Origin of the sequence: Streptomyces barkulensis (assembly GCF_002843305.1) — a bacterium.
Lineage (GTDB): Bacteria > Actinomycetota > Actinomycetes > Streptomycetales > Streptomycetaceae > Streptomyces > Streptomyces barkulensis.
Genome location: NZ_PGSG01000105.1, coordinates 170,242 through 193,710 on the forward strand (window position 1 = coordinate 170,242; position 23,469 = coordinate 193,710).

The window sequence follows — 23,469 nt, forward strand, 5'->3', positions numbered from 1 at the left end:
CGGTGCGCCCGTGGGGCCCGGCGTGCCGCCGCGGCGCGGCAGGGACAAAACGTGTCACCGGCCGTCCGGGGCCGGCGGGCGGAACCTCAGGTGCAGGACGAGTGCGACGACCGGCAGGAGCAGGGCCGCTCCCATCGCGTTGAGCCAGCCGTAGCCCGCCTGCGCGACGACCAGGCCGGCGAGCGCGCCGCCCGCCCCGGCCGCGGCGTTCATGGACAGGTCGGACAGCCCTTGGACGGCCGCGCGGGCGCTGTGCGGCACCGAGTCGGTGAGCAGGGTGGAACCGCCCACCAGCCCCGCCGACCAGCCCAGCCCGAGGAGGAACAGGCCCGTGGCGCTCCGGACGTGGTCGCCGTCCGCCGTACCGGCGACCAGCGCCGCGCACGCCAGCACCGCGACGCCGACCAGGACGACGGGGATCCGGCCGATCCGGTCGCACAGCCAGCCCATCAGCGGGGAGAAGGCGTACATGCCCGCGATGTGGATGCTGATCACCAGGCCGATCAGCTCGATGCCCGCGCCGTGGTGGCCGAGGTCGACCGGGGTCATCACCATGATCGAGACCATGGTGGTGTGGGAGCACGCGACGGCCACCAGGGCCAGCCGGGCCCGCGGCGAAGCGGCCACGGCACGGAGCCCGGCACGCAGCGAGCGGCTCTCGGCGGACTGCGGGGCGTGCCCGTCGGCGGCGGCCAGGGAGCGGGCGGTGAGCAGGGGATCCGGCCGCAGCAGGACGAACACCAGCGCCGCGGCCAGCAGGAAGACACCCGCGCCCCACAGGAACGGGCCCGCCGCCTCGGGGACGCCCAGGCCCCGGACGCTCCGCCCGGCCGGGGCGGCGATGTTCGGACCGAGGACCGCGCCGACGGTCGTGGCCCACACCACCGTGGAGATGGCCCGTCCGCGGTGGGCGGGCTCGGCGAGGTCGGCGGCGGCGAAACGGGCCTGGAGGTTGGCGGCGGAACCCGCGCCGAAGGCCGCCGTGCCCAGCAGCAGGAGGGGAAAGCTGCCCAGGACGGCGGCGAGCACCACCACGCCCCCGCCCACCGCTCCGACCAGATAGCCCAGGGTGAGGCCCGCGCGGCGGCCGCGCGCCGCGGTCAGGGCGGCGAACGGCAGGGACAGCACGGCCGTGCCCAGGACCGACGACGTCATCGCCAGACCGGCCAGCCCCTCGGAACCGCTGACCTCCTCGGCCAGCACGGCGGCCAGCGCGATGCCCGTGGCCACGCCCAGCCCGCCCAGGATCTGGCCCGCCACGAGCACGGCGGTGGTGCGGCGGCGCAGTGCGGCCAGACCCGCTCCGCGGGGGACCGCGGCGGCGCCGCGGGGACCGGGTATGCCCGACGGGCTGTCAGCAGCGTCGGCGATTTGGGAGGTGTCCTTCACGAAAAGGCAGTCTGCCAGCCGGAGGCGGCCGGGGGAGGAGGCGCGGGAAGCGAGGTTCGCCACAGGGGGCGAGGGGCGAGGGGCGTGAGACGTGGAGCGTGGGGCGAGGTGTCAGAACAGCGGCGCCGGAAGGATCCCCTCCAGCGCGAGCAGTGCCCGCTTGGTCTCCAGCCCGCCGCCGAAGCCGCCCAGCCCGCCGCCGCTCTCCACCACCCGGTGGCACGGAACCACGACCGGCAGCGGGTTGGACCCCATGGCGACACCCACCGCGCGTGCCGCGCCCGGCTCGCCGACGCGGTCGGCCAGGGTCTGGTAGCCGACGGTGCCGCCGTAGGGCACGGAGGCGGCCAGCGTCCGCAGCACCCGTTCGTTGAACCCTGAGGTCAGGGACCAGTCCAGGGGCAGGGAGAACTCCCGCAGCCCGCCGCTGAAGTACGCGTCCAGCTCCCGGGCCGCTTCGGCCAGGACCGGGTCGTCCCCGCCGGGAGCCGGTTCGGCGCCCAGTCGCGCGGCGAGCCGGGCCAGGCACCGGCGCACCGTCCGCTCCTGGGCGTGGAAGACGACGGTCACCAGCCCCCGCCCGGTCGCCGCGAGCAGCAGCGGGCCGACCGGGGTGTCCCGTACGGTCCAGGCCGCGGTCGTGACGGCGCCCTCGGCCGGTGTCTCGGTCATGGGGCGAGTCTACGGAAACGGCCCCCGCCGCGGGCCGGTATGCGGACGCGGCCCGCGGCGGGTCCGGTGGCCGGGAGGTCAGGGAGCGGGGAAGGAGATGCCCGCCTCCCGGGCCGCCTCCCGGGCCGCCTCCCGCGCCTCTTCCACCGCCTCCTCCAGTGCCTCCTCCGGCCCCTCTTCCCGGGACTCCTTCCGCCCGCCGTCCCGGACGGCGTCCCCGGCGCCGGACCGGGTGGCGTCCCGGACGACGTCCGGGTAGTTGGAGATGATCCCGTCCACGCCCATGGAGGCGACCCGGCGGGCCGCCTCCGCGCCGTTCACCGTCCAGGTGAAGACCTCCATCGGCTTGCCGTGGGGGCCCTTCAGGGCCTGGACCCGCCGCACGTACTCCCCGGTCAGGGTGGTGTGGGGCGGATTGATCTGGTCGCTGAACCGCGCGTACAGCGGCAGCTCCTCGACGGCGGGGGTGCCCAGGAAGCCGGTCCTGACGGCCGGCGCCTGCTCGTGCACGGCCCGCACCGAGTCGGCCCCGAAGCTCTGGACGACCAGCCTGCCGCGCACGTGCCGCCGGTCCAGCCAGCCCTCGCTGCGCAGCTCGCCCAGGATGTCGGCCTCGATGCCCGGGTAGAGCTCGGGCCGCTTGATCTCCAGCAGCAGGTTCTGGCCGGTGCGGTCCAGGTGCCGCAGGTACTGCTCCAGGGTGGGCACCCGCTCGCCCGCGTACAGCGGGTCGAACCAGCTTCCCGCGTCCAGCTGCGCGATCTCGGCGGCGGTGAAGTCCGCGACCCTCCAGGGAGCGCGGTCGGGGAAGACCTCCTCGACGTCCGTGGTGCGGCTGAGGGTGGCGTCGTGCATCACGACGAGTTCGCCGTCCCTGGTGCGCTGCACGTCGTTCTCCACCCACTTGACGTCCAGGGCACGGGCGGCGTCGACGGCGGCCAGGGTGTTCTCGGGCGCGTAGCCGGAGGCCCCGCGGTGCGCGACCGGGACGGGGGCCCCTGCCGCCGGTGCGGCCTGCGGGGCGGCCTGGGCGGGGACGGCTGACAGGACGAGCGCGCAGAGGCCGGCGAGTGAACCGGTGACGGTGGCAGCGGGGCGTAGGGGCACGGGGGACTCCTCACGTCTTCGGTGCACTGACCCCGGAAGCATTCCGGCATCGGCGGCCGGTTACATGGGCGGGAAGTGGACAGAACCTGAACGCTTCAAGGAAAACCCCCTCACCGGTGGCGGCCGGGCCGCGCTCCGGCCGTATCCGGGCCGTGCCCCGGCGGCGCTCCGGGCGGGGCACGGAAGCCGCCCCCGGTTGTCAGTGGGGGGACGTAACGTGGTGGACATGCGGCCCCAGACCCAGATCGAACGCAGGACGGCGCCCTTCGAGGTCGTCAGTCCCTACCAGCCCAGCGGCGACCAGCCGGCGGCCATCGGCGAGCTGGCCAGGCGCGTCACGGCCGGTGAGAAGGACGTCGTCCTGCTGGGCGCGACCGGCACCGGCAAGTCGGCGACCACCGCGTGGATGATCGAGAGGCTCCAGCGGCCGACTCTGGTGATGGCGCCGAACAAGACGCTCGCAGCCCAGCTCGCCAACGAGTTCCGCGAACTCCTGCCGAACAACGCCGTCGAGTACTTCGTGTCGTACTACGACTACTACCAGCCCGAGGCGTACGTTCCGCAGACGGACACCTACATCGAGAAGGACTCCTCCATCAACGAGGAGGTCGAGCGGCTGCGCCACAGCGCGACGAACTCGCTGCTCACCCGGCGCGACGTCGTCGTGGTCGCCTCCGTCTCGTGCATCTACGGCCTGGGCACGCCGCAGGAGTACGTCGACCGGATGGTGCCGCTGAGGGTCGGCGAGGAGATCGACCGGGACGCGCTGCTGCGCCGCTTCGTCGACATCCAGTACACGCGCAACGACATGGCGTTCACCCGCGGCACCTTCCGGGTGCGCGGCGACACCGTCGAGATCTTCCCGGTGTACGAGGAGCTGGCCGTCCGCATCGAGATGTTCGGTGACGAGATCGAGGCCCTCTCCACGCTCCACCCCCTCACCGGCGAGGTCGTCTCCGAGGACCGGGAGCTGTTCGTCTTCCCCGCCTCCCACTACGTCGCGGGCCCCGAGCGCATGGAGCGGGCCGTCGCGGGGATCGAGGCGGAACTGGAGGAGACCCTCGCCCGCATGGAGAAGCAGGGCAAGCTGCTGGAGGCGCAGCGGCTGCGGATGCGGACGACGTACGACATCGAGATGATGCGGCAGATCGGCACCTGCTCCGGCATCGAGAACTACTCGCTGCACATCGACGGCCGTGAGAAGGGCTCCCCGCCGCACACCCTGCTCGACTACTTCCCCGACGACTTCCTGCTGGTCATCGACGAGTCCCATGTCACCGTCCCGCAGATCGGCGCCATGTACGAGGGCGACGCCTCGCGGAAGCGGACTCTGGTCGACCACGGCTTCCGGCTGCCGTCCGCGATGGACAACCGGCCGCTGAAGTGGGAGGAGTTCCAGAAGCGCATCGGGCAGACGGTCTATCTGTCGGCGACTCCGGGGCAGTACGAGCTGTCGCGCTCGGACGGCGTGGTGGAGCAGATCATCCGCCCCACCGGCCTGGTCGACCCGGAGGTCGTGGTCAAGCCCACCGAGGGCCAGATCGACGACCTGGTGCACGAGATCCGCACCCGTACCGAGAAGGACGAGCGCGTCCTGGTCACCACGCTGACCAAGAAGATGGCCGAGGACCTGACCGACTACTTCCTGGAGCTGGGCATCCAGGTCCGCTACCTGCACAGCGACGTGGACACCCTGCGCCGGGTGGAGCTGCTGCGCGAACTGCGCGCCGGCGAGTACGACGTGCTGGTCGGCATCAACCTGCTGCGCGAGGGCCTGGACCTGCCGGAGGTCTCGCTGGTGGCCATCCTCGACGCCGACAAGGAGGGCTTCCTGCGCTCGGGCACCTCCCTGATCCAGACCATCGGCCGCGCGGCGCGCAACGTCTCGGGCCAGGTGCACATGTACGCCGACAAGATCACCCCGGCGATGGCCAAGGCCATCGACGAGACCAACCGGCGCCGGGCCAAGCAGATCGCCTACAACGAGGCGAACGGCATCGACCCGCAGCCCCTGCGCAAGAAGATCGGCGACATCGTGGCGACGATCGCCCGCGAGGAGGTCGACACCCGGGAGCTGCTGGACAGCGGCTACCGCAAGGCCGGCGCGGGAGAGGAGCGACGGGCCAAGGCCCCGGTGCCCGACCTCGGCCGCGCGGACGGCGACCGCGCACGGGGCGGTGCGGGCAGGGGCCGGGAGGCCGGCCGGCCCACCGACCGGCCCGCCGCCGAACTCGCCGAACTCATCGAGGAGATGACCGAGCGCATGCGGGCCGCGGCGGCCGAGCTGAAGTTCGAGGTGGCCGCACGGCTGCGCGACGAGGTCGGCGAACTGAAGAAGGAGCTGCGCCAGATGAAGGAGGCGGGCCTGAAGTGATGCGGGGGCGATACGGGGCGGCGGAGCCGTGAGGAAGTGTTGCAGGAGCGACACAAAGCCCACCCGTCCCGTCCGCGCCGCCGACGGCGGTGCGTAGGGTTCGTGGCAGCCGCCGGGGACGGCGGCCGATCACAATGGCTGGAAAGAGGGGAACGCACGTGACGGTCAACTTGTCCAAGGGGCAGGCGGTCAGCCTGCAGAAGTCCGACGGGGGCACCCTGACCGCGGTGCGGATGGGGCTCGGCTGGCAGGCGGCTCCCCGCCGGGGCCTGTTCGGCCGCCGCACCCAGGAGATCGACCTGGACGCCTCGGCCGTGCTCTTCGCCGGCCAGCAGCCGGTGGACGTCGTCTTCTTCCGCCATCTGGTGAGCGACGACGGCTCCGTGCGGCACACCGGCGACAACCTCGTCGGCGGCGCCGGGCAGGGAGGCGACGACGAGGCGATCCTGGTGGACCTCCAGCGGGTCCCGGTCCACATCGACCAGATCGTCTTCACCGTGAACTCCTTCACCGGCCAGACCTTCGCCGAGGTGCAGAACGCCTTCTGCCGGCTGGTGGACGAGACGAACGGTCAGGAGCTGGCGCGCTACACCCTCACCGGCGGCGGCCGGCACACCGCGCAGATCATGGCCAAGGTCCACCGCCAGGGCGAGGGCTGGCAGATGACCGCCCTGGGCACCGAGGCCAACGGCCGCACCTTCCAGGATCTGATGCCCTCGATCACCCCCCTGCTGTAGGAGGCGGCGAGCGGCCGCGAGGAGGCCGCGAGGAGGCCATGGGGGCCGCCGGCCGGATGCGGAGCACAGCGGAACACACGCGGGAGGGGGCGCGGCCATGGCGGCCGAACTGGTCCGGGGGCAGAACCACCCACTGCCCGGGAGCCGTCTGGAGATCCGGGTGTCGGCGGGAGGGGTCGTCGCCGGAGTGACGCTGGGCGACGAAGCCGGGCGGCTGCGGGAGCCGGGCTGGATCGCCCACCTTGGCTCTCCCCGTCTGCCCGGGCTGGAGGTCTCCCGGCAGGCCGCCGCCGACCACCGGATCGCGGTGGACCTGGAGGCGCTCCCCGAGGCCGTACACCGGGTCAGCGTGCTGCTCGCCCTGTCCACCGGGGCCGGTGGGCCGCTCTCCTTCGGGGCGCTGGCCGCTCCCGTGGTGGCCGTCACCGGCCCGGACGGCACCGACGTCGCCGGCTACACCGTCACCGGGCTCGGCACCGAGTCCGCCGTCGTCGCGGTGGAGCTCTACCGCCGGCGGGGCGCCTGGAAGGTACGCGCGGTCGGCCAGGGCTACGCGGGCGGGCTCGCCGCCCTGCTGGAGGACCAGGGGCTGCCCCGGGCACGCGAGGCGGCCGCCGCCGTGGAGGAGGGCATCGCCTCGGGCGCTGCCCGCGCCCTGGCACCGCCGCCGGCCCGCGCCGGAGGCGAGGTGCGCGGCCGGCGTACCGTGCCGGTCGACGGGCCGCCCGGTGCACCGGGCACCGCACCGGAGGCCCTCCCGGACGCGCCGCCGGAAGCCGCCGCGGCGCTCCGGACCGCTCCCACGGGGCCACCCGCACCCGCACCCGCACCGCCACCGCCCGCGCCCGCCGCTTCGGGGCCGGTGGACTACCGCCACCCCCGCCGTACGCCCCGTACGGCGGCCGCGCCGCCGCCCTCTGTGCCGCCCTCCGCACCGCCTGCTCGGCCCGGGACGCCCGACCGGCCCGTGGCGGGCGACGGGCCGGGCTGGAGTATGGAGGAACGGCTCCACAACCAGGTCTGGGGCATGTTCGAGGATCTGGCCCGCACCACCGCCGCCTACCGCGGCGCGGTCGACTTCGCCGACTCGCGCATGGAGCGGGAAATGGACGAGGCGCTGGCCGACCCGCGCTCCAGGCTCGGCCCGGGCGCGGAGGCCGCCCGCGCCCGGGCCGGGGAGCGCCGCGCCGAGCTCGTCGGCCGGGCCCGTGCCGCCCTTGAGCGCGATCTCGCCCAGCTCACCGCCGAGTCCGAGGTCGTCGAACCGGCCCTGCCGCCCGCCTTCGCCCGCTGGGACAGCCCGGTCTGGGACGCCTACCGGGTGCCCGCGCAGGCGCCGATGGCGGTGCGCCTGGGCGACCTCGCTCTTCCCGAGCACAGCGGCCTGCGCGTGCCCATGCTGGTACGGCTGCCCCTGGAGCGCGGGCTGTGGGTCGACGCCGGACGAGCTTCTTCGGCCGCCTCTCCCACGGCCGACCCGCACCGGACGCGCCGCCTGGCCGGCGAGCTGGCCACCGCCGTCGCCGGCCGGCTGCTCGCCGTCCACCCGGCCGGCGAGCTCACCGTGCACGTGCTCGACCCCACCGGCACCGCGGGGCCCGCCCTGGCCCCGCTGACGGAGTCCGGCGCGCTGCGCGAGCCGCCCGCCACGGGCCCGCAGGGCGTCGCCCCGGTGCTCGCCGGGCTGACCCGCCGTGTCGACCTGGTGCGGATGGCGATGCGCACCCGTGCCACCGACGCGCTCCCGCCGGAGGTGGACCTGGCCGAGCAGCTGCTGATCGTCCACGACTTCCCGCACGGTTTCGACGACCGCGCCGTCACCCGGCTGCGCTACCTCGCGGACGAGGGGCCGTCCGCCGGGGTCCACCTGATGATGGTCGCCGACCGGGAGGAGTCGCGGGAGTACGGACCCGTGCTCGACCCGCTGTGGCGGTCACTGCTGCGGATCACCCCCGTTCCCGACGACCACCTCGCCGACCCCTGGGTCGGCCACGCGTGGACGTACGAGCCGCCGCTGGTGCCGGCCGGCAGTCCGGTCCTGTCCAGGGTGCTGGGGCGGGTGGCCGAGGCCCGCCGGCGGTACGGGCGTTGACGAGCGGGACCGCGACCCCCGGCTTTGCCTTTCCTTGGCTCTGTTTTACTCTTCCTTGGGCGGAGGGGAGTACTCTCGTATGCGGCGTTCCCGTCAGTACGGGCCGGGTGTGACCGGCCCCGGGGCGCCGGCCCGCGGGCCGGTCCGGCCCCGGGCGGAGGAGACCTCCGGCAACCGGAGCCGGAGGATTCCTGCATGGACGTTTCCACGACCACCTGGGCGCTGACCATCGTCGGCCTGTGCGCCCTGATCGCGGTCGACTTCTTCATCGGCGGACGCAAGCCGCACGAGGTCTCCATGAAGGAGGCCGGAATCTGGACGATCGTCTGGGTCGTCCTGGCGATCCTCTTCGGCGCCGGCCTGTACGCCGTCGGGGAGAGCCGGGCGGCGGGCGAGTTCGCCGCGGGCTACATCACCGAGAAGTCGCTCAGCGTCGACAACCTCTTCGTCTTCGTCCTGATCATGGCGAAGTTCGCGGTGCCCACCGTCTACCAGCAGCGCGTGCTGATGATCGGCGTGCTCATCGCCCTGGTGATGCGCGCGATCTTCATCGCGGCCGGCGCCGCCCTGATCTCCACCTTCTCCTGGGTCTTCTTCATCTTCGGCGGCTTCCTCATCTGGACGGCCTGGAAGCTGGTGCGCGAGGCCCGCGCCGAGGCAGCGGGCCACGAGGACGAGGCCTACGAGGAGAACCGCCTGCTGAAGCTGGTGGAGCGGCGCTTCCCCTCCACCTCCCAGTACCACGGCACCAGGCTGTTCGTGGTCGAGAACGGCAAGCGGCTGATGACGCCGATGCTGATCGTCATGCTGGCCATCGGCAGCACGGACCTGCTGTTCGCCCTGGACTCCATCCCGGCGATCTTCGGCCTGACCCAGGATCCGTACATCGTCTTCACCGCCAACGCCTTCGCCCTGATGGGCCTGCGCCAGCTCTACTTCCTCATCGGCGGACTGCTCAAGAGGCTGGTGCACCTGTCCTACGGGCTGTCGATCATCCTCGGCTTCATCGGCGTCAAGCTGGTGCTGCACGCCCTCCACGAGCAGGGCGTGCACGTCCCGGAGATCTCCACCCCGGTGTCGCTGGCCGTCATCTGCGGCGTTCTGGTCGTCACCACGATCACCAGCCTGCGCGCCTCCCGGAAGCCGGTACGCGAGGAGCAGGCCGCGCCGCGCGACTGAGCCGGCCCGCCTCGAAGCGGCGGTACGGCCGGGCGTGCGTCCCGGCCGTACCGCCGCCGTGCGTCACCGCACCACCGCGACCCGCCGCTGAAGCCGCTCACCGCTCACGGCCACCGCCACGGTCACCGTCCCCGGCCGCAGCCCCCTCAGGGTGCCCGCCACCGGATCGAGGAGGGCCACGCAGCCCGCCCGGGCCCGCGCCCGCTCCGCGTCCCCGGTGCACAGGCCCCGCGAGCCGGTCCAGTCCGCGCTCAGCGGCCAGCCCACCGGCACCGTACGCGCGCCGCTCCCCTCGCCCTGGACGACTGTCGCGGAGACCCTCCCCGGTGCGCCGCCCGCCGCCACGGAACCGGGCGCGGTCAGGGAGAGCTTGTCCACATGGGCGCGGGTCTGGACCGAGATCCAGTCCCGGCCGGAGCCCTTGTCGACCCCGACCAGCGACCAGCCGCTGAAGCCGCCCTCGCCGGCGGGCGCGGCCGGCGCCTTGCCCGCGTTGCCGTTGACCAGATACGGCACGCCGTCCACCCGGGAGGCGTGGAAGACGCCGACGTGCGCCCCGATGAACGCCGCCCCCTTGCCGGTGCGGCGGCGGAAGTCGGCGAGCCAGTCCTCCAGGAGGTCCGCCTCCAGCCGGTCGGTCAGCCGGCTGCCGCGCTGCGGGGTCGGATCGCGCGGCGGTACGTGCGCCAGCACCACGACCGAGCCGATCCCCTCGTCGCGGGCGGCGGCGTCCAGCCGCTCCCGCAGCATCCGGATCTGCTCCCAGCCGCCGCCGCGCAGGGTCAGCGAGGAGGTGTCGAGGGTGATGAAGCGCGTGCCCTCGTGGTCGAAGGAGCGGTGGGCGTCGCCGAACTCCGCGCGGAAGTTCCCGATGGAACCGCCCATCACCTCGTGGTTGCCCGGAACGTAGTACCAGGGCACGTCCTCCCCCAGTTCCTCGTCGAGCACCCGGCGGGCGAAGGCGAGGTCCCCGGGCGATCCCTCGTCCACCCAGTCCCCGTTCACCACGGCGAAGTCGGGCCGGGCCGCCCTCACCTCCCGCAGGGTGCGCCGGGCCTTGCGCACCGCTTCGCCGTCCGGATCGCGGGCGACGAACTGGGCGTCGGAGACCACCGCGAACCGCCAGTCGCGTCCGGCCGTGCCGGCGGCCGTCGAGATCAGCGGGTCCCGGTGGGGGCCGGCGGCGGGCAGATCGACGTCCGGCGGGGTCCGGGCGGTCAGCCCGTCCAGGACGACCTCGCCGCGGTACAGCTCACCGGGCCGGGTCTCGGCCAGATAGAACCGCCGGACCTTCAGCGGATGGGCGACGCCCTCGGGCACCTCGAAGACGATTTGCCGCCAGCCGGTCCAGGTGACGTGCGGGCCGCGCAGTATCTGCGAGGTGCCGGCGGCGTCGGTGAGGTGGAGCGAGGGCCAGGCGCCGTGGCCGTCGCCCCTCAGCCACAGGGTGAAGCTCTGCGGCTGGCCGGGGACGGGGATCTGCTCCGGGGGACTGGCGTAGGCGGCGCGGGTCGCGGTGGAACGGGTGAAGTCGTACTCCATCCGCAGCCCGGTGCCCTCGTGCCCGGCGGGGTCGGCGGTCAGGGAGCCGGAGGCGCGTGCGGCGCTGAAGGTCCACCGTCCGGCGTCGTCGAAGCGCGCCACGTCGCGGTCCGTCAGGCCGACGGTGACGGCCAGAACCGCCTTCTTCCCCGCGACGGTCGCCCGGACCAGACCGGAGGCGGACTCGGTGCCCTCGGTGGCGGCGACGGTGAAGCCGCCGCGCGCCGGGTCGGGGTCGATACGGAACAGCGAGCGGTCGTAGTCGAGCGCCACGTCCGAGGGATCGACGGGGGCGCTGTACCCCTCGGCGTCGAAGCCGGTGAAGCCGAAGGGGGCTTCCACGCCGGGCTCTGGGAGCCCGACCCGTTCCCGGGTGGGGGCGATCCGCTCCAGCGGGCCCAGCACCGTCAGGGTGGTGGAGCCGCGGGCGTCGCCGCGGCGCGCGACGACCTCGGCCGTCCCCGCCGCGCGGGCGTGGAAGACGCCGTCGCCGTCCACCCGGCCGACCTCTGGGCGGGAGCTGCGCCAGCGGGGGGCCGTTCTTTCCGGTCTTTCCGGATGCTCCGCCGGTCCGTACGTCTCGTCGTGGCCCGCGGCGGTGAGCGCGCGGGTCAGACCGGGGAAGACCCGGTCCGGATGGCCGCCGGGCACATTGTCCGCCGAGGGGGCCCCGGCCGGCTCCGCGGCCGTCTCCACCCAGAAGCCCTCCAGGCTTCCGCTGCCGTCGGGGGCGGTGACGGCCAGCCCGTTGGGGACCTCCCGCTCAGAGCCGTCGGAGGGGCTGTTCTCCACCCGCGGGGTGTCCGAGCCGGGCTCACGGGCGACCAGTGTGGAGGAGCCGCCGCCGTCGAGATTGAGCGCGTTGTGGGCGCCCAGCTCGTCCATCATCACGGCGAGTTCGGTGAGGGTGACGCCGCCGGACGCGGCCTGGCGGCCGTCCACGGTCAGCACGTGCATCGTCGAGCCGTCCCGGGAGAAACCCACGGCGGTACGGGGGGCGGCGGTGTTGTTGGGACGTCCGTCCCAGTTCCGCACCTCGCCGTCCTCGACCAGCACACCGCGGCCGCCGACCGCGGTGCGGGGCAGCTCGCCGCCGTCGGTGCGCAGCTCGTACTCCCAGCTCACCGGATCCCCCGGGGCCAGCGCGGCCAGGGCCCCCGCGCCCACGCCCCGGCCGAGCAGCACGGTGGTGCCCTCGGGCACCGGACCCACCGGACCGTTTCCGGGGGAGGCGTCCACACCGGTGACCCGGCCTTCGGTGACGGTGACCTCGGTCACCTGCGATGCGCCGTCCACGGCCAGGGCGCGGTCGGCGGGCCCCCACCGGGCGTTGTAGGCGCCGATGCCGTCGGCGGGGACGTTCGCGGCGTTGTACGCGGCCAGCGGCTCGGTCCCGCCGGGCAGGGTGAGGGTGCCCTCGAAGTACAGATCCAGGACGCGGCCCGCGCCGTCCGCACCGAAACCGGCCGCCTCGTGGACGCCGGGGGCGGGGGAGTGGGTGATCTCGCCGTCGTCCAGGCCCGGACCGAGCGGGGCGCCGGTCTCGTTGATGTCGAAGAAGTCGGCGTTGAAGGCGGCGACGGTGCGGCGCCCGGGGCCGGGGTCGTGCGCGGCGGCCATCTCGGAGAGGGGGGCGCGGTCGGAGACGGAGCCCGGCGACAGGTAGTCGACCTCCGCGCCGCCGTCGAGATCGACGCTGAGGGCGTCGGCGCGCAGCCACTTGTCCGGCTCCAGCCGGGCGAACGAGGTCAGTGTGGTGCCGGGCGCCACGGGCCGTACGGTGCGGGACAGCTCCATGCCGTCGGCGGGGGCGGCGGTGGCGGCCGCGGGGGCGGCAGTACGTACGGGAGGGGAGGGAGAAGCGGTGACGGGGGCGGCGGTGGCGGGGCCGGCGGCGACCGGCGGCGCCAGTCCCAGCCCGAACGCGAGGACGGCGGCGAGGCGCACCGCGGCCCGCCCGGAGGGTCTTCTGCTCTGCGACCTTCGTGACACGACATCACCCACAGACGCTGCGAGGGGGCGCGCTCTCTGCGCGCCCAGCGCCACAGGGTGGCAAGGCCGACCGGTCCACACCAGAGGGCGTGCGCGAACACCGCCGGAACAACACGCGTTCCCCGTGCGTCCGTTGGACCGAACGGACGCACGGGGAACGTGTGGGAGCGGACCGGGCCGCCGGGCCTGGCTGTGTTCAGTCGCCGGGTCCGGCTGTGTTCAGTCGCCGGGTCCGGCTGTGTTCAGTCGCCGGGTCCGGCTGTGTTCAGTCGCCGGGTCCGGCGACGAGGCGGCCGTTCTGCACCCTGACCGGGACCGAGGGAAGGGGCGCGCCCGCCGGACCCGCCAGCACCTCGCCGCTGGTGGTGTCGAAGAGGCTGCCGTGGCAGGTGCAGTCGGCCTCCAGCTCCTTCACCGAGGTCAGCACACAGCCCGCGTGGGTGCACACCGCGCTGAACGCCTTGTAATCGCCCTCGGAGGGCTGGGACACCACCAGTTTCTTCTCGCGGTACAGCCGGGCGCCCCCCACGGGTACGGCGTCGGCCGCGCCGAGGTCCACGGGCGCGGTCGGGACCGCCGGGGCCCGCCCGCCGTCCCCGCCGGAGCAGGCGGTCAGGCCGAGGCCCGCGGCCCCGGAGAGGGCCACGCCGCACAGCACGGTGCGGCGGCCGGGGGAGCCGGGAGAGCTGTCGCTCATGGTCGTGTTCTCCTCTCGGCCGCTCACGGCTTCAGCGGCAGGACGTCCTGGAGGAACTTGCCGGTGTGGCTCCCGGGAACCACCGCGACCTGCTCCGGGGTGCCCTGGGCGACGACCGTGCCGCCGCCGCTGCCGCCCTCCGGGCCCATGTCCACGACCCAGTCCGCCGTCTTGATCACATCGAGGTTGTGCTCGATGACGATCACCGTGTTGCCCTTGTCCACCAGTCCGGACAGCACCTCGATCAGCTTGCTGATGTCCTCGAAGTGCAGACCCGTGGTCGGCTCGTCCAGGACGTAGACCGTGCGGCCGGTGGAGCGCTTCTGGAGCTCCGAGGCGAGCTTCACGCGCTGCGCCTCGCCGCCGGAGAGCGTGGTGGCGGGCTGGCCGAGCCGCACGTAGCCGAGGCCGACGTCGTTGAGGGTGCGCAGGTGGCGGGCGATGGCGGGCACCGCCTCGAAGAACCCCAGTGCCTCCTCGATCGGCATGTCCAGCACCTCGGCGATGGACTTGCCCTTGTAGTGCACCTCCAGGGTCTCCCGGTTGTAGCGCGCTCCGTGGCAGACCTCGCACGGCACGTACACGTCCGGCAGGAAGTTCATCTCGATCTTGATCGTGCCGTCACCGGAGCAGTTCTCGCAGCGTCCGCCCTTGACGTTGAAGGAGAAGCGCCCCGGCAGGTAGCCGCGGACCTTCGCCTCCGTCGTCTCCGCGAACAGCCGGCGCACATGGTCGAAGACGCCCGTGTACGTGGCCGGGTTGGAGCGGGGGGTGCGGCCGATGGGGGACTGGTCGACGTGCACGACCTTGTCCACGTTGTCGTCGCCCTCCACCCGCACATGCCGGCCCGGCACCGACTTCGCGCCGTTCAGCTCGCGGGCCAGGTGGGTGTAGAGGATGTCGTTGACCAGGGTGGACTTGCCCGAGCCGGAGACGCCCGTGACCGCGGTGAACACGCCCAGCGGAAACGACACGTCGATGTTGCGCAGGTTGTTCTCCTTGGCGCCGCGGACGGTCAGCATCCGCTTGCGGTCCACCGGGCGGCGCTCCCCGGGCGTCGGGATGACCTTCCGCCCCGACAGGTACTGTCCGGTCACCGACTCCTCGTTGGCCAGCAGTTCCTTCAGCGGACCGCTGTGCACCACCCTGCCGCCGTGCTCGCCCGCGCCCGGACCGATGTCCACCACCCAGTCGGAGGTCTTGATGGTGTCCTCGTCGTGCTCGACGACGATCAGGGTGTTGCCCATGTCCCGCAGCCGCACCAGGGTCTCGATCAGCCGGTGGTTGTCGCGCTGGTGCAGGCCGATGGACGGCTCGTCCAGCACGTAGAGCACGCCCACCAGACCGGAGCCGATCTGGGTCGCCAGCCGGATGCGCTGCGCCTCGCCGCCCGAGAGCGTCCCGGCGGCGCGGTTGAGGGAGAGGTAGTCCAGGCCGACGTCGACCAGGAACCGCAGCCGCTCGTTGACCTCCTTCAGGACCCGCTCGGCGATGGTCTTCTCGCGCTCGCTGAGCTCCATGCCGCTCAGGAAGTCGGCGCACTCGCTGATCGACATCGCGGAGATCTCCGCGATCGACTTCCCCTGCACCGTCACGGCCAGGACGATCGGCTTGAGCCGTGTGCCCTCGCAGGAGGGGCAGGGCACCTCGCGCATATAGCCCTCGAAGCGCTCCCGGCTGGAGTCCGTCTCCGCCTCCGAGTGCCGGCGCCGCACGAACGGGACCGCGCCCTCGAAGGCCGTGGTGTACGACCGCTCCCGGCCGTAGCGGTTGCGGTAGCGGACCTCGATCTGTGTGCGGTGGCCGTTGAGCAGGGCCTTCCTCGCGCGCTGCGGCAGTCCGCCGAAGGGGACGTCGGTGCGGAACCCGAGCGCGTCGGCCAGGGCGCCGATCAGCCGCCCGAAGTACTCCTTGCTGTGACCGTGCGACCAGGGGTGGATCGCGCCCTCGTCCAGCGACTTGTCCGGGTCGGGGACGACCAGCTCCGGATCCACCTCCATACGGGTGCCGATGCCGCTGCACTCCGGGCAGGCGCCGAAGGGGGAGTTGAAGGAGAACGAGCGCGGCTCCAGCTCCTCGAACGACAGGTCGTCGTAGGGGCAGTACAGGTGCTCGGAGTACATCCGCTCGCGCTGCGGGTCGTCCTCGTCCAGATCGACGAAGTCGAGGATCACCATGCCGCCGGACAGGCTCAGCGCGGTCTCGACGGAGTCGGTCAGCCGCCGCTTGGCGCTCTCCTTGACCGTCAGGCGGTCGACGACCACCTCGATCGTGTGCTTCTCCTGCTTCTTCAGTTTCGGCGGGTCGGAGAGCTGGACCGTGGCGCCGTCCACCCGGGCGCGGCTGTAGCCCTTGGTCTGCAGCTCGGCGAAGAGGTCGGCGAACTCGCCCTTGCGCTGGCGCACCAGCGGGGAGAGGACCTGGAAGCGGCTGCCCTCCGTCAGGGAGAGCACCTTGTCCACGATCGCCTGCGGGGACTGCCGGGCGATCGGGCGCCCGCACTCGGGGCAGTGCGGCTTGCCGACCCGCGCGAACAGCAGCCGCAGGTAGTCGTAGACCTCCGTGATGGTGCCGACCGTCGAGCGGGGGTTGCGGGAGGTGGACTTCTGGTCGATGGAGACCGCCGGGGACAGTCCCTCGATGAAGTCCACGTCCGGCTTGTCCATCTGCCCCAGGAACTGCCGGGCGTAGGAGGACAGCGACTCCACGTAGCGACGCTGCCCCTCGGCGAAGATGGTGTCGAAGGCGAGCGAGGACTTGCCCGACCCCGACAGCCCGGTGAAGACGATGAGGGAGTCGCGGGGGAGGTCGAGCGAGACGTTCTTGAGATTGTGCTCGCGAGCCCCACGGACGATGAGACGGTCGGCCACGCCGATTGGCACCTTTCGTGTGGGATGTAGGGGGCCGGACACCTGCCCGGAGCCCCTGCCCAAGGGTATGGGGTAGCGCAGCCCTGGCGTCGTGCCCGGGGCGCATCGCGAGCCTATAGCACGCGCATTCGATTTACGGGGCTTCCGTCCCTCCTTCACCCGAAGGAGTGGTGGCGATAGCTTTGGATCATGACTGTGCCTGCCGCCGGCTCCGCCGGTTCCGCCGCCGACCCCGTCGCCGACACCGCCGCGCTGCGGGAGTCCACCGACCGCCTCCTGGCCGCCGTCCGGAAGCTGGACGACGCCGCCCTGGCCGCCCCCTCGAAACTGCCGGGCTGGACCCGGGGCCATGTCCTCGCCCACCTCGCCCGCAACGCCGACGCCCTGGTCAACGTACTGGCCGGCCGCCCCATGTACCTCAGCGCCGAGGCCCGCGAGGCCGACATCGAGCGCGACGCCCCCCGCCCCCCGGCGGCCCAGCTGGAGGACCTGAGCGGCAGCGCCGCCCGCCTGGACGAGGCGATGGCCCGGCTCACCGGCGAGCAGTGGGGCGCCACCGTCGAACTGCGCAACGGCGTCACCGACCTCGCCTCCTCCCTCCCCTTCCGCCGCCGGATCGAGGTCGAGCTGCACCACGTCGACCTCGGGGTCGGGTACGGGCTGGCGGACATGCCCGCCTCCTTCACCGACCGCGAGCTGGAGAACATGGCCAGGCGGTTCGCGGGGCACCCCGATGTGGAACCCGTGGAGCTGAGGGTGGAGGACGGCCGGGTCCTGCGCACCGGCCGCGCGGCCGGGCAGGGGGAGCCGGCGGTGACCGTCGCCGGCTCGCCCACCGCGCTCGTCGGCTGGCTCACGGGACGCACCGACGGTGCCGGACTCACCGCCTCCACGGCGGACCTGCCCGCGCTGCCGCCCCTCTGACACACTGATCGCCGACCGCGTCCCCCTTCCGGAAGGAGCCGCACAGCCCATGCCGTACACAGGAAAAGTCGCGGTCGGCGGTCCGCCGGACGTCCACGAGCTGACCGACCTGGTGATCTCCAAGGTCGCGGTCGGTCCCATGGAGAACAACGCCTACCTGCTGCGCTGCCGCGCCACCGGCGAGCAGCTCATGATCGACGCGGCCAACGAGCCCGACGCCCTGCTGGGCCTCATCGGCGAGGACGGCATCGGCTCGGTCGTCACCACCCACCGGCACGGCGACCACTGGCAGGCGCTCGACACCGTCGTCCGGGCCACCGGCGCGCGCACCTACGCCGGGCGCCACGACGCCGAGGGCATCCCGGTGCCCACCGACGTGCCCCTGGAGGACGGCGACACCGTGACCGTCGGCCGCGTCACGCTCACCGCCCGCCACCTGCGGGGCCACACCCCCGGCTCCATCGCGCTGGTCTACGACGACCCCCACGGCCACCCGCACCTGTTCACCGGCGACTGCCTCTTCCCCGGCGGAGTCGGCAACACCCGCGGCGACGCCGAGGCGTTCACCACGCTGCTGAACGACGTGGAGGCCAAACTCTTCGGCGAGCTCCCCGACGAGACCTGGGTCTACCCCGGCCACGGCGCCGACACCACCCTGGGCGCCGAGCGCCCGCACCTGGCCCAGTGGCGCGAGCGCGGCTGGTGACGGACCCCGCCCGGCGGCGGGGCGTGCCGCCGCCGGCCCTGTGTGTCGCAGGCCGCCAGTAAGGTGGGCGCCATGGCAGATCCCTCCAGCTACCGCCCCAGGCCTGGAGAGATCCCCGACTCCCCGGGGGTCTACAAGTTCCGCGACGAACACGGCCGGGTGATCTACGTCGGGAAGGCGAAGAGCCTGCGCCAGCGCCTGGCCAACTACTTCCAGGACCTGGCCGGCCTCCACCCGCGCACCCGCACCATGGTCACCACGGCCGCCTCCGTGGAGTGGACGGTGGTCTCCACCGAGGTCGAGGCGCTCCAGCTGGAGTACTCCTGGATCAAGGAGTTCGACCCGCGCTTCAACGTCAAGTACCGCGACGACAAGAGCTACCCGTCCCTCGCGGTGACGATGAACGAGGAGTTCCCGCGCGTGCAGGTGATGCGCGGGCCCAAGAAGAAGGGCGTGCGCTACTTCGGGCCGTACGCGCACGCCTGGGCCATCCGCGAGACCGTCGACCTGATGCTGCGCGTCTTCCCGGTGCGCACCTGCTCGGCCGGGGTCTTCAAGCGCTCCGCCCAGATCGGCCGCCCCTGCCTGCTCGGCTACATCGGCAAGTGCTCGGCGCCCTGCGTCGGCCGGGTCGACGCCGAGGAGCACCGGCGGCTGGCCGAGGAGTTCTGCGACTTCATGGCCGGGCGCACGGGCGCCCACCTGCGCCGCCTGGAGCGGGAGATGCAGCGGGCGGCCGAGGAGATGGAGTACGAGAGGGCCGCCCGGCTGCGCGACGACATCGAGGCGCTGAAGCGGGCGATGGAGAAGAACGCCGTCGTCCTCACCGACGCCACCGACGCCGACCTGGTCGCGGTCGCCGAGGACGAACTGGAGGCCGCCGTCCAGATCTTCCACGTCCGCGGCGGACGGGTGCGCGGCCAGCGCGGCTGGGTCACCGACAAGGTGGAGGAGGTCACCACCGCCGGCCTGGTCGAGCACGCCCTCCAGCAGCTCTACGGCGAGGAGAGCGGCGACGCCGTGCCCCGGGAGGTCCTGGTCCCCGCCCTGCCCGACCCGGTGGAGCCGCTCACGGCATGGCTGGCCGGCCGGCGCGGCGCGGCCGTGGATCTGCGCGTGCCGCAGCGCGGCGACAAGCGCGCCCTGATGGAGACGGTGCGGCGCAACGCCCAGCAGGCCCTGGCCCTGCACAAGACCAGGCGCGCCTCCGACCTGACCACCCGCTCCCGGGCGCTGGAGGAGATCGCCGGGGCACTCGGGCTGGACTCCGCCCCGCTGCGCATCGAGTGCTTCGACATCTCCCACCTCCAGGGCGAGGACGTGGTGGCCTCGATGGTGGTCTTCGAGGACGGGCTGGCCCGCAAGAGCGAGTACCGCCGCTTCCAGATCAAGGGCTTCGCCGGCCAGGACGACGTCCGCTCCATGCACGAGGTGGTCTCCCGCCGCTTCCGCCGCTACCTCCAGGAGAGGCAGCGCACGGGTGAGTGGGCCACCGGGGAGGACGGGGAGAGCCACGGGAGCGAGGGGCCCGGGACCGCACCGGGCGGTACGGCCGGTGCGGCCGGTGCGGCTGGTACGAGCGCAGCGGACGGAGCGGACGGAGCGGACGGGCCGGCCCCGGCCGAGGAGGGAGGCCGGAGCAGGGCGCCGAAGTTCGCCTACCCGCCGCAGCTGGTCGTGGTCGACGGCGGGCAGCCGCAGGTCGCCGCCGCGCGGCGCGCCCTGGACGAGCTGGGGATCGACGACGTGGCCGTGTGCGGGCTGGCCAAGCGCCTGGAGGAGGTGTGGCTGCCCGGCGAGGACGACCCGGTGGTCCTGCCCCGGAGCAGCGAAGGCCTGTACATGCTCCAGCGGGTCCGCGACGAGGCGCACCGCTTCGCCATCCGCTACCAGCGCGGCAGGCGTTCGCGGTCGCTGAAGGCGAGCCCGCTGGACGCCGTCCACGGCCTCGGGGAGTCCCGCAAGCAGGCCCTGGTCAAGCACTTCGGCTCGGTCAGGCGGCTGCGTGCCGCCACCGTCGAGCAGATCTGCGAGGTTCCGGGCGTCGGGCGCAAGACCGCCGAGGCCGTCGCCGCGGCCCTGGCGCAGGCGGCTCCGGCCGCTCCGGCGGTGAACACCGCCACAGGTGAGATCCTGGAAGACCGGGAAGACCAGTAGGACACCGGCGATCGACAAGCGGAACGGCACAGGCGGGCGGGGGAGAGCGCGATGAACGAGCACATGGGAGACGGAGCGCAGGTGGCCACGGGTACGAGTACGGGAGCGGTCGCGGAGACCGCGGGAAACGGAGGCGACGGCGCCGCCGCCATCCCCGAGCTGGTGATCATCTCCGGCATGTCCGGCGCCGGCCGCAGCACCGCCGCCAAGTGCCTGGAGGACCTCGGCTGGTTCGTGGTGGACAACCTGCCGCCCGCCCTGATCCCGACCATGGTCGACCTCGGCGCCCGCTCGCAGGGCAACGTGGCCAAGATCGCCGTCGTCGTCGACGTCCGCGGCCGCCGCTTCTTCGACAACCTGCGCGAGTCCCTCGCCGACCTCGACGCCAAGAACGTCACCCGCCGGATCGTCTTCCTGGAGGCGTCCGACGACGCCCTGGTGCGCCGCTTCGAGTCGGTGCGCCGCCCCCACCCGCTCCAGGGCGACGGGCGCATCGTGGACGGCATCGCCGCCGAGCGCGACCTGCTGCGCGAGCTGCGGGGCGACGCCGACCTGGTCATCGACACCTCCGCCCTCAACGTCCACGAACTGCGGGCCAAGCTCGACGCCCAGTTCGCCGGCGAGGAGGAGCCCGAGCTGCGGGCGACGGTGATGTCCTTCGGCTACAAGTACGGCCTCCCCGTCGACGCCGACCTCGTGGTCGACTGCCGCTTCCTGCCCAACCCGCACTGGGTGCCGGGACTGCGGCCGTACACCGGCCTCAACGAGGAGGTCGCCCAGTACGTCTTCAACCAGCCCGGCGCCAAGGAGTTCCTGGACCGCTACGCCGAACTGCTCCAGCTCATCGCCGCCGGCTACCGCCGCGAGGGCAAGCGCTACGTGACCGTCGCGGTCGGCTGCACCGGCGGCAAGCACCGCAGTGTGGCGATGTCCGAGAAGCTGGCCGCCCGGCTGGCCGCCGAGGGCGTCGAGACGGTCGTCGTACACCGGGACATGGGACGCGAGTGACCGTCCGCACCCGCAGACTGCGGCGCCTGGTCACCACCCGCAGGGCCCGTGGCGGGACCCCGAAGGTGGTGGCGCTCGGCGGCGGCATGGGCCTGTCCGCCTCGCTGGCCGCGCTGCGCCGGATCACCCGCGACCTGACCGCGGTGGTCACCGTCGCCGACGACGGCGGCTCCAGCGGGCGGCTCCGCGACGAACTGGGCGTCCTGCCCCCCGGTGATCTGCGCAAGGCCCTCGCCGCGCTGTGCGGCGACGACGAGTGGGGCCAGACCTGGGCCCGGGTCATCCAGCACCGCTTCGTCAGCAGGGGCGACCTGCACGAGCACGCGGTGGGCAACCTGCTGATCGTCGCCCTGTGGGAACAGCTCGGCGACCACGTCCAGGCCCTGGACCTGGTGGGCAAGCTGCTGGGCGCGCACGGCCGGGTGCTGCCGATGTCCGCCGTCCCGCTGGAGCTGCGGGCCCTGGTGCGCGGCCACGACCCGGCGCGCCCGCGGGAGGTCACCACCGTCCGGGGCCAGGCCACCGTCGCCCTCACCCCCGGCGAGGTGCAGCAGGTGCACCTCGTCCCGCACGATCCGCCCGCCGTCCCCGAGGCCGTCGAGGCGGTCCTCGACGCGGACTGGGTGGTGCTCGGTCCCGGCTCGTGGTTCTCCTCGGTCATCCCCCACCTGCTGGTCCCCGAACTCCTCCAGGCGCTCACCGAGACCAGGGCGCGCCGGGTGCTCTCGCTCAACCTCGCGCCGCAGCCGGGAGAGACCGACGGCTTCTCCCCGCAGCGTCATTTGGAGGTTTTGGCCCGACACGCCCCTAAACTCGCCTTCGACGTGGTGCTGGCCGACCGGGCCGCCGTGCCCGACGAGGAGGGCCTCCGCGACGCCGCCCGGCGTCTGGGCGGCACGGTCGAGCTGGCACCGGTGGCCGCCCCGGGCGGAGCCCCCCGGCACGACCCGGAGCTGCTGGCCGCCGCGTACGACCGGATTTTTCGAATGCATGGAAGGATCGGCCCATGGCGATGACGGCAGCGGTGAAGGACGAGATCTCCCGGCTACCCGTCACCCGGACCTGCTGCCGGAAGTCGGAGGTCTCCTCCATCCTGCGGTTCGCCGGCGGACTGCACCTGGTGAGCGGCCGCATCGTGATCGAGGCCGAGCTGGACACCGGTATCGCCGCACGCAGACTCCGCAAGGACGTCCTGGAGATCTTCGGCCACGCCTCCGACCTGGTGGTCATGGCCCCCGGCGGGCTGCGCCGCGGCAGCCGCTACGTCGTACGGGTGGTGGCGGGCGGTGATCAGCTCGCCCGGCAGACGGGGCTGGTCGACGGCCGCGGCCGCCCGGTGCGCGGTCTGCCGCCGCAGGTGGTCTCCGGGGCCACCTGCGACGCCGAGGCCGCCTGGCGCGGCGCCTTCCTGGCGCACGGCTCGCTCACCGAGCCCGGACGCTCCTCCTCCCTGGAGGTCACCTGTCCCGGTCCCGAGGCCGCACTCGCCCTCGTCGGCGCCGCCCGCCGCCTGCAGATCGCGGCCAAGGCGCGCGAGGTGCGCGGCGTGGACCGGGTCGTCGTCCGGGACGGCGACGCCATCGGCGCGCTGCTGACCCGGCTGGGCGCCCACGAGTCGGTGCTGGCGTGGGAGGAGCGGCGGATGCGCCGCGAGGTGCGGGCCACCGCCAACCGCCTGGCCAACTTCGACGACGCCAACCTGCGCCGCTCGGCGCGCGCCGCCGTCGCGGCCGGGGCCCGGGTGCAGCGCGCGCTGGAGATCCTGGGCGACGAGGTGCCCGAGCACCTGGCCGCGGCCGGCCGGCTGCGCATGGAGCACAAGCAGGCGTCCCTGGAGGAGCTGGGCGCGCTGGCCGATCCGCCGCTGACCAAGGACGCCGTCGCCGGGCGTATCCGGCGGCTGCTGGCCATGGCCGACAAGCGCGCCGCCGACCTGGGGGTCCCGGGCACCGAGTCGAACCTGACGGAGGAGATGGTCGGCTGAGCGGGCCCCGGGAACCCCGGCCGCCCGTCCGCCACCTCT

The 23,469-nt window shown here is 73.4% G+C and carries 14 protein-coding genes and 2 pseudogenes; 10 read left to right on the forward strand and 6 right to left on the reverse strand.

What is annotated here, in order from left to right; all coding sequences use genetic code 11:
- Positions 1-54: 54 nt before the first annotated feature.
- The 3 genes and pseudogenes from CUT83_RS23005 to CUT83_RS23015 all read right to left on the reverse strand — a co-directional run.
- Positions 55-1,341 (reverse strand): MFS transporter, encoded by a 1,287-nt coding sequence (locus CUT83_RS23005; protein WP_240958031.1) that lies wholly within the window; start codon positions 1,339-1,341, stop codon positions 55-57.
- 159 nt (positions 1,342-1,500) lie between these two features.
- Entirely contained in the window at positions 1,501-2,061 is a 561-nt protein-coding gene (locus CUT83_RS23010) for a methylated-DNA--[protein]-cysteine S-methyltransferase (protein WP_101257725.1), read from the reverse strand.
- Positions 2,062-2,289: 228 nt separating this feature from the next.
- Positions 2,290-3,168 (reverse strand): annotated as a pseudogene (locus CUT83_RS23015) (glycerophosphodiester phosphodiesterase); the annotation flags it as partial.
- 226 nt (positions 3,169-3,394) lie between these two features.
- On the opposite strand from CUT83_RS23015, the gene uvrB reads away from it, so the two are divergent.
- The 4 genes from uvrB (at position 3,395) to CUT83_RS23035 (ending at position 9,550) form a co-directional block, all read left to right on the forward strand.
- Entirely contained in the window at positions 3,395-5,542 is a 2,148-nt protein-coding gene (gene uvrB, locus CUT83_RS23020; RefSeq protein WP_101257809.1) for an excinuclease ABC subunit UvrB, read from the forward strand.
- A 158-nt stretch (positions 5,543-5,700) separates the two neighbouring features.
- Complete coding sequence (locus tag CUT83_RS23025) at positions 5,701-6,279, forward strand: TerD family protein (RefSeq protein ID WP_093848354.1); 579 nt, start codon at positions 5,701-5,703, stop codon at positions 6,277-6,279.
- A 97-nt stretch (positions 6,280-6,376) separates the two neighbouring features.
- Entirely contained in the window at positions 6,377-8,371 is a 1,995-nt protein-coding gene (locus CUT83_RS23030) for a TerD family protein (RefSeq protein ID WP_101257727.1), read from the forward strand.
- A gap of 195 nt (positions 8,372-8,566) precedes the next feature.
- Entirely contained in the window at positions 8,567-9,550 is a 984-nt protein-coding gene (locus CUT83_RS23035; RefSeq protein ID WP_101257728.1) for a TerC family protein, read from the forward strand.
- A 63-nt stretch (positions 9,551-9,613) separates the two neighbouring features.
- On the opposite strand, the gene CUT83_RS23040 is transcribed toward CUT83_RS23035, so the two are convergent.
- The 3 genes and pseudogenes from CUT83_RS23040 to uvrA form a co-directional block, all read right to left on the reverse strand.
- Complete coding sequence (locus CUT83_RS23040) at positions 9,614-12,889, reverse strand: phosphodiester glycosidase family protein (RefSeq protein ID WP_101257729.1); 3,276 nt, start codon at positions 12,887-12,889, stop codon at positions 9,614-9,616.
- A gap of 460 nt (positions 12,890-13,349) precedes the next feature.
- Positions 13,350-13,781 carry a Rieske (2Fe-2S) protein gene (locus CUT83_RS23050; RefSeq protein ID WP_101257731.1) on the reverse strand — a complete coding sequence of 144 codons (432 nt, stop codon included), beginning with the start codon at positions 13,779-13,781 and terminating at the stop codon, positions 13,350-13,352.
- Positions 13,782-13,819: 38 nt separating this feature from the next.
- Positions 13,820-16,651 (reverse strand): annotated as a pseudogene (gene uvrA / locus CUT83_RS23055) (excinuclease ABC subunit UvrA); the annotation flags it as partial.
- 189 nt (positions 16,652-16,840) lie between these two features.
- Between uvrA and CUT83_RS23060 the strand changes: the two are divergent.
- The 6 genes from CUT83_RS23060 (at position 16,841) to whiA (ending at position 23,430) form a co-directional block, all read left to right on the forward strand.
- The gene (locus CUT83_RS23060) at positions 16,841-17,575 is read left to right on the forward strand and encodes a maleylpyruvate isomerase family mycothiol-dependent enzyme (RefSeq protein WP_101257733.1); all 735 of its coding nucleotides are present in this window, start codon (positions 16,841-16,843) and stop codon (positions 17,573-17,575) included.
- Between the two features lie 49 nt (positions 17,576-17,624).
- Entirely contained in the window at positions 17,625-18,281 is a 657-nt protein-coding gene (locus tag CUT83_RS23065; RefSeq protein ID WP_101257734.1) for an MBL fold metallo-hydrolase, read from the forward strand.
- 72 nt (positions 18,282-18,353) lie between these two features.
- Entirely contained in the window at positions 18,354-20,438 is a 2,085-nt protein-coding gene (uvrC, locus tag CUT83_RS23070; RefSeq protein ID WP_101257735.1) for an excinuclease ABC subunit UvrC, read from the forward strand.
- A gap of 51 nt (positions 20,439-20,489) precedes the next feature.
- Positions 20,490-21,446, forward strand: coding sequence for an RNase adapter RapZ (gene rapZ / locus CUT83_RS23075; RefSeq protein WP_101257736.1), 957 nt, complete (start codon positions 20,490-20,492; stop codon positions 21,444-21,446).
- The gene (locus tag CUT83_RS23080) at positions 21,443-22,462 is read left to right on the forward strand and encodes a gluconeogenesis factor YvcK family protein (protein ID WP_101257737.1); all 1,020 of its coding nucleotides are present in this window, start codon (positions 21,443-21,445) and stop codon (positions 22,460-22,462) included. The genes rapZ and CUT83_RS23080 overlap by 4 nt, the downstream gene beginning before the upstream one ends.
- Positions 22,453-23,430: a DNA-binding protein WhiA gene (whiA, locus tag CUT83_RS23085; RefSeq protein ID WP_101257738.1), complete on the forward strand. Its 978-nt coding sequence runs from the start codon at positions 22,453-22,455 to the stop codon at positions 23,428-23,430. The genes CUT83_RS23080 and whiA overlap by 10 nt, the downstream gene beginning before the upstream one ends.
- The last annotated feature ends 39 nt before the right edge of the window (positions 23,431-23,469 follow it).